A 6,152-nucleotide genomic window follows, 5' to 3' on the forward strand; every position below is an offset into this window, starting at 1 on the left:
GCCCCACACCACCCCGCGCTGCTCGATGATCCTGGCTCCTCCGTCCTCAACCGCACAGGAGGAGGCCGACATGGCACGGCGACAACGACTCGCCCTCATATGGCTCACCCTCGGCGGAGGCCTCCTGGCCCCGCTGATCGCCCTCCCACACCCGCCACCGGCAGTAGCAGCAGCATCGGCAGCAGTAGCGTCGGCATCGGCAAGGATCCCGCTCCTCACGAAAGGCGACATCGCCGCAGCCGCCGCCCTGACACAGCTGGGCGTCGCGTTCTCCTGGGGCGGCGGTTCGTCCTCGGGCCCCACCATCGGCATAGGCAGAGGAGCCCGTACGAGAGGCTTCGACTGCAGCGGCCTCACCCTCTACGCCTGGTCCAAAGCAGGAGTGAAGCTCGCCCACTACACGGGCACCCAGTTCAAACAGGGCCGCCGAATACCCCTGCGCAAGATCCGCAGAGGCGACCTGCTCTTCTTCTACGGCGGCAGGTCAGACCCCGCCCACGTAGCCCTCTACCTGGGCCAGGGAATCATGATCCACGCCCCGAAAACAGGCGACGTGGTCAAGAAGAGCATCTTCCTCCGCTCGCCCCACTACCGATCCCACTATCGGGGCGCCGTCCGCCCAGGCTAGCGACGCACGCAATGTCGCCTCACCCGGCAGGTCGCCTCACCCGGCAAAGGGTGAGGGCCTTCAGCCCGGCGTAGATTGCGACACCTACACGCCGACCTCAAGGCCCTCATGCCATACCGTAGCGCTCCGATAACTCTCCGCGTGCGGTTGTTGACCATCCCTCCGCATTATTTCGGTCGTCGCCTGCCTCAGGAGCAACACGCAGAGGTGGCCGAACGTACATTCGCGATAGGAGGAGGGCTGCACCATGCCCTGTGGCTCAGCCTCATCGAGAGCCTGTGGCTAAGCCTCATCGAGGACCAGCGGCTCAGCCTCGTCGAGGACCAGCGGCTCAGCCTCGCGAGCAGGCCTTGACCAGTCCCTCGACCAACGGGCCGAGCAGGTCGTGATCCTCGACCCGACCGGGTTCGTACTCCATGATCCCCAACCCCACCACGTCATACCGTTCGGCCAAGGCGGTCACCATCGAAAGCAGCTCATCCGGCCCGAATCCCTCAGGGGTAGGACACCCGACGCTCGCGAACCTCTCGGGGTCGAGAACGTCCAGATCGACATGCACGTACAGGACCGGACCACCCACAGTCTCCCTGACCCCGCCCGTTCCGCCGCCGCCCGGCACGCCTCCGTCCCCCGCAGCACCGCCCCCTGCGCCTCCGTCCAATGCGTTCCGGTCTCCCGCGTGGTCGTCCCTCGCTTGGCCGTCCCTTGCCTCGCCGTCCCTCGTGTTTTGGTCACCCGCGTCTTCGTCGCCCGTGTCACTGTGCGTTGCGGTGTCGTTGGTCGTTGCGCCGGAACCTGTTGTCGCGCCGATGCGGGTCGCAGCGACGGCCTCCGCCACCGCCTCCAAGAGGCCGGCGACATCGGCTCTCCGGACGTGCCGAATCCCGGACTCCCGTACGAACGTCTCCTCGGCCGGGTCGAGATCGCGCACTCCGGCCAGCACGATCTGCCCAGCCCGGAGCCCGTCTTCAGCGGCGAGCCCCTTGGGGCCTTCGCCCATGAGCCCGCGAAGCACCATCCCGTGATACGCCCCGGAAGGGGACGACTCTGGCGTATTCAGATCCCCATGCGCATCGAACCAGAGCACCACCAGCCGATCCCCGTACCGCTCCCGCATCGTGGAAATCGGCCCGAACTCGACCCCGCAATCTCCGCCGGCGGTGACGAGCAGCCCGTCGCCGGCGTCGACGATCGCTTCTCGTACCCGAGCGGCATTGGCGGCCAGGTCGTCGCCGATCTCGATCGGCACCCGCCGCCGCGCTCCTGGCACCATTCCGGCCAGCAGGCGGGCCCCTTCGGTAAGCCGCTCCGCCGTCCGAGACCCCGAGCCCTGCCACTGCGGTACCTCAAGGACCGTCACATCCATGATTCGCTTCTCCTCACGCACACCCGACGTCCACCCGCTTTGTCGTCGTTTCACCAGATGTACAACCAGGCGGCCGCCATCCGCCAATCGTTAAGCATCCGTCCCGACATCGGTTTCGTCCGGCTCGCGGCGATGAGCACGCGTGCAGCCGACGCGGCGTGCGTGAGGTGGAAGGGCGGACGGTCCGCTCGATACGGCGCGTCGCTGAATGTAACAGACAGTAGCAATGATCACAGTGTGTAACGGGCGCGGATGGGGACAAATGGCTATCAACTCGACATCAAGAGATCCAGTCTTCATCCAGTCGCAGCACTTCTTCCAAGAACCGCATGTCAGGGAAGCGCGCCCGGATAACATCGAGTGTCCTTGACCCCGGCAAGCGATGAGAGTGGCAGAAGATCGATGAGTTCGGTGACCGTGCGTGTGCCTGCCAAGGTCAACGTGCAGCTTTCCGTGGGCCCCCTCCGGGACGACGGCTATCACGACCTAGTCAACGTCTTCCATGCGGTATCGATCTTCGATGAGGTGGTGGCGAAGGAGTCGGAGTCCATCACCGTCTCCGTCATGGGCAAGTGGGCCGACCAGGTGCCGGTCGACGACAGCAACCTGGCGATCCGCGCGGCCCGGGCGCTGGCCAAGCACGCCGGCCGGACGTACGGGGCCGACCTGATCATTCACAAGGACATCCCCGTGGCCGGTGGCATGGCCGGAGGCAGCGCGGACGCCGCGGGCGCGCTGGTGGCCTGCAACGAGCTCTGGGGCCTCGGCCTCCCCTTCGAAGACCTCATGGAGATCGCCGGTGATCTCGGCAGCGACGTCCCGTTCTCGCTGCTCGGCGGCACGGCGGTCGGCACCGGACGCGGTGAGCAGCTGAGCGAACTGCCCACCGGCGGCACGTTCCACTGGGTGTTCGCGCTGGCCGACGGCGGCCTGTCCACGGCCAAGGTGTACGCCGAATGCGACCGTCAGCGGGCGGCCTCGGCTGCCGAGGTCCCGTGGCCCCAGCTGAACGACCCGCTCATGGAGGCCCTGGGCACCGGCGACGCCTACGCGCTCGGCGCTCTCCTCAGCAACGACCTCCAGCCCGCCGCCCTCGCGCTCCGCCCCGAACTGGAGCCCACCCTCGACGCGGGCCGCCAGCACGGCGCTCTCGGCTCCATCGTCTCGGGCTCCGGCCCGACCTGCGCCTTCCTGGCCATCGACGCCACCCACGCCCGCGACCTGGCCCAGAGCCTGGTCACCACCGGCGCGGCACACAACGCCGTCGCCGCCCACGGCCCCGTCGCCGGCGCCACCCTCGCCTGACCGCCCCTCGCCGACGGTCCACCCCCCGGCCGTCTGCCGCCTCACCGCCCTGCGCCGGACGACCTGCCGCCTGGCCGCCCGCTACCTGACCGCCCTGTACTGGGCGGCCTGCTGTCTGACCGCCTGCTACCTGACCGCCCTGCGCCGGGAACCTGCTGCCCGACCACCACCGCCTCACGGTTGACCGCCCGATGGCCTGCCGCTTGACCGCGTGCCGTCCAGGAATCTGCCGACTCACCGTCCCACCGCCGGGAACCGACGGCCTGACCGCCATCACCCACCGTTGGATCGCCTGACGGCCTGCTGCGTGGCCCCCTATGCCCGGGGACCTGCCGCTCGACCCGCCATCGCCCAGCGCCTGACTGCCCTGTGCCCGGAACCTGTGGCCTGACCGCCATCGCTCACCGCATGCCGCCTGGCCGCCCTGCGATGGGAAGCTGCAGTCCGACCGCCTTCCGCCCGGGTCGCGTCCACCCGAACGCCCGACTGCACGGCAACTGCCTCTCGATGGTCTGCTGCTTGGCTTCCTGGCGTCCTGCTGGATACGGGCTGTTTCGTTCGTTGTGACTTCGAGGTTCGTCTCCTCCGTCTCGGCGTTGGCGTCACTCTCCGGTTCGGGGTGCCTGGACTCGTTGCGGTCTGGGTTGCGAGGCCATGTCCGGACGCGTGCTTGTCCACAGGTGCCTCGGCCCAGGTGCTTTCTGGCCTGTGGCACCCCAGGCAGGCCGCGGCATGCCAGACCTGGTGGCGTTACGCGCGGGCGGGAGGTGGGTGGGGAGCCGATACCCTTGAAGAGCCATGAACCTGGTCAATCTTGAGTCGGTTTCCCATGCATATGGGCCCAAACCACTCCTCAACGACGTCTCCCTCGGCATCGAAGCGGGAGAGCGCATCGGCGTGGTCGGACGTAACGGGGGCGGCAAGACGACCCTGATGTCCGTCATCGCCGGTGATGTACGTCCCGACAGCGGCCGGGTGACCCACAATCGCGGCCTCCGCGTCGGTTTCCTGTCGCAACGTGACGACCTGCATCCGGAGATCACTGTCCGGGAGCTTGTCCTGGATGGGCGGGCCGAGCACGAGTGGGCCGGTGACCAGCAGGTACGCGAGATTCTGGCCAACCTGATCGGCGATCTCGACCTCGACGCCCGGGCCGGTGACCTGTCCGGCGGTGAGCGGCGGCGTACGGCGCTGGCCAAGCTGCTCATCGACGAGCACGACCTGATCATGCTGGACGAGCCCACCAACCACCTCGACATCGAGGCCATCGCCTGGCTCGCCGCCCACCTGTCCGGACGCAAGAGCGCGTTGGTGGTCGTCACGCACGACCGGTGGTTCCTCGACGCGGTCTCCACCAGGACCTGGGAGGTCGTGGACGGCCGAGTCGAGCGCTACGAGGGTGGATACGCCGCTTATGTCCTGGCGAAGGCCGAGCGCGCCCGTCTGGCCCAGGCCGCCGAGGAACGCCGCCAGAACCTCATGCGCAAGGAGATCGCCTGGCTGCGGCGCGGCCCGCCCGCCCGTACGTCCAAGCCGAAGTTCCGCATCGAGGCCGCGCAGGCACTGATCGCGAACGAGCCGCCGCCGCGCGAGAGCGTGGAGCTGATGCGGTTCGCGGCGGCCCGGCTCGGCAGGACCGTGTACGACCTCGAGGACGTCACCCTGCACGCCGGCGGCCCCGACGCGGGCCCGCTGGTGCTCGACCACGCGACCTGGCAGTTCGGCCCGGGCGACCGGATCGGGCTGATCGGCGTGAACGGGTCGGGCAAGTCGTCGGTGCTGCGTCTGCTCGCCGACACGGTCAAGCCCGACTCCGGACGCGTGGTCAGGGGCAAGACAGTGCGCCTGGCGTACCTGTCGCAGGAACTGGCCGAGCTCGACCCCACGCGCCGGGTCCTGGAGACGGTGGAGGAGATCCGCAAGTACATCCAGGTCGGCAAGAAGGAGTGGTCCGCCTCCCAGATGCTGGAACGGCTGGGCTTCAAGGGCGAGGCGCAGTGGAAGGTCATCGGCGACCTGTCCGGCGGCGAGCGCCGGCGGCTGCAACTGCTCAGGCTCCTCATGGACGACCCAAACGTCCTGCTGCTCGACGAGCCCACCAACGACCTCGACATCGAGACGCTGAACGAGCTCGAAGACCTGCTCGACGGCTGGGCCGGCACGCTGATCCTGGTCAGCCACGACCGGTACTTCCTGGAGCGCGTCGCCGATCGGTGTGTGGCGCTGCTGGGCGACGGCAAGCTCTCGATGCTGCCCGGCGGTGTGGACGAGTACCTCGAACGCCGCGCCGCCGGCAACGCCGTGACCGCCCGCGTCGGTACCGGCGTCGGCGCCACTCGCCCCGTGCCGTCGCAGGCTCCCGCGGCTGCGGAGGGTACGCCGTCCGCGACCGATCAGGGCAAGGCGGGGCTGTCGGCCAAGGAGGAGCGCGAGCTTCGCAAGGATCTCAACCGGCTGGAACGGCAACTGGACAAACTGGGCGAGCAGGAGGCCAAGCTCCACACGGCCATGGCGGAGGCGGCCAGCGACTACGCCAAGCTGGGGTCTTTGGACGCGCAGCTCAGGGACGTCCTGACGCAGAAGGACGCGGTCGAGGCGGAGTGGCTTGAGGTGGCCGACCGCCTGGGCGACTGATCCGAGCGGGGCCCCTTCCGGAGACGGACGGCTGACCCTGGCGGGCCGCATTGTGCGGCCCTCAACCCCTTGAACGGGGGGTTGAGGGCCGTTCTGCGTTTTCGGGCGGGGTGATGGGCCGCCCAAGGCGATCGGGGCTTGGGTGGCGGGGCGATGTGCGAGGAGGGCGGGAGAACCCGGGAGCTGGACGAAGATCCAGCGGCTGGATCGGGAAAGCGA

General features: G+C 68.6%; 4 protein-coding genes. 3 read left to right on the plus strand and 1 reads right to left on the minus strand.

Annotated elements, in window-relative coordinates; genetic code table 11:
• A partial coding sequence (locus tag HII36_RS52540; RefSeq protein ID WP_217371058.1) for a C40 family peptidase occupies nucleotides 1–628 on the plus strand: 628 nt, incomplete at its 5' end.
• A 331-nt stretch (nucleotides 629–959) separates the two neighbouring features.
• Here HII36_RS52540 and HII36_RS52545 read toward each other — a convergent pair.
• Nucleotides 960–1,994, minus strand: coding sequence for an arginase family protein (locus HII36_RS52545; protein ID WP_173530916.1), 1,035 nt, complete (start codon nucleotides 1,992–1,994; stop codon nucleotides 960–962).
• A gap of 402 nt (nucleotides 1,995–2,396) precedes the next feature.
• On the opposite strand from HII36_RS52545, the gene HII36_RS52550 reads away from it, so the two are divergent.
• Nucleotides 2,397–3,299: a 4-(cytidine 5'-diphospho)-2-C-methyl-D-erythritol kinase gene (locus HII36_RS52550; RefSeq protein WP_173530917.1), complete on the plus strand. Its 903-nt coding sequence runs from the start codon at nucleotides 2,397–2,399 to the stop codon at nucleotides 3,297–3,299.
• Between the two features lie 798 nt (nucleotides 3,300–4,097).
• Entirely contained in the window at nucleotides 4,098–5,933 is a 1,836-nt protein-coding gene (locus tag HII36_RS52555; RefSeq protein ID WP_173530918.1) for an ABC-F family ATP-binding cassette domain-containing protein, read from the plus strand.
• Nucleotides 5,934–6,152 lie beyond the last annotated feature (219 nt).

The organism is Nonomuraea antri, assembly GCF_013283785.1.
Lineage (GTDB): Bacteria > Actinomycetota > Actinomycetes > Streptosporangiales > Streptosporangiaceae > Nonomuraea > Nonomuraea antri.

What these genes read in the sequence shown, in the direction of transcription:
- HII36_RS52550 (WP_173530917.1), top strand. Translation starts at nt 2,397, where the DNA reads ATGAGTTCGGTGACCGTGCGTGTGCCTGCCAAGGTCAACGTGCAGCTT.
- HII36_RS52545 (WP_173530916.1), bottom strand. Translation starts at nt 1,994, where the DNA reads ATGGATGTGACGGTCCTTGAGGTACCGCAGTGGCAGGGCTCGGGGTCT.
- HII36_RS52555 (WP_173530918.1), top strand. Translation starts at nt 4,098, where the DNA reads ATGAACCTGGTCAATCTTGAGTCGGTTTCCCATGCATATGGGCCCAAA.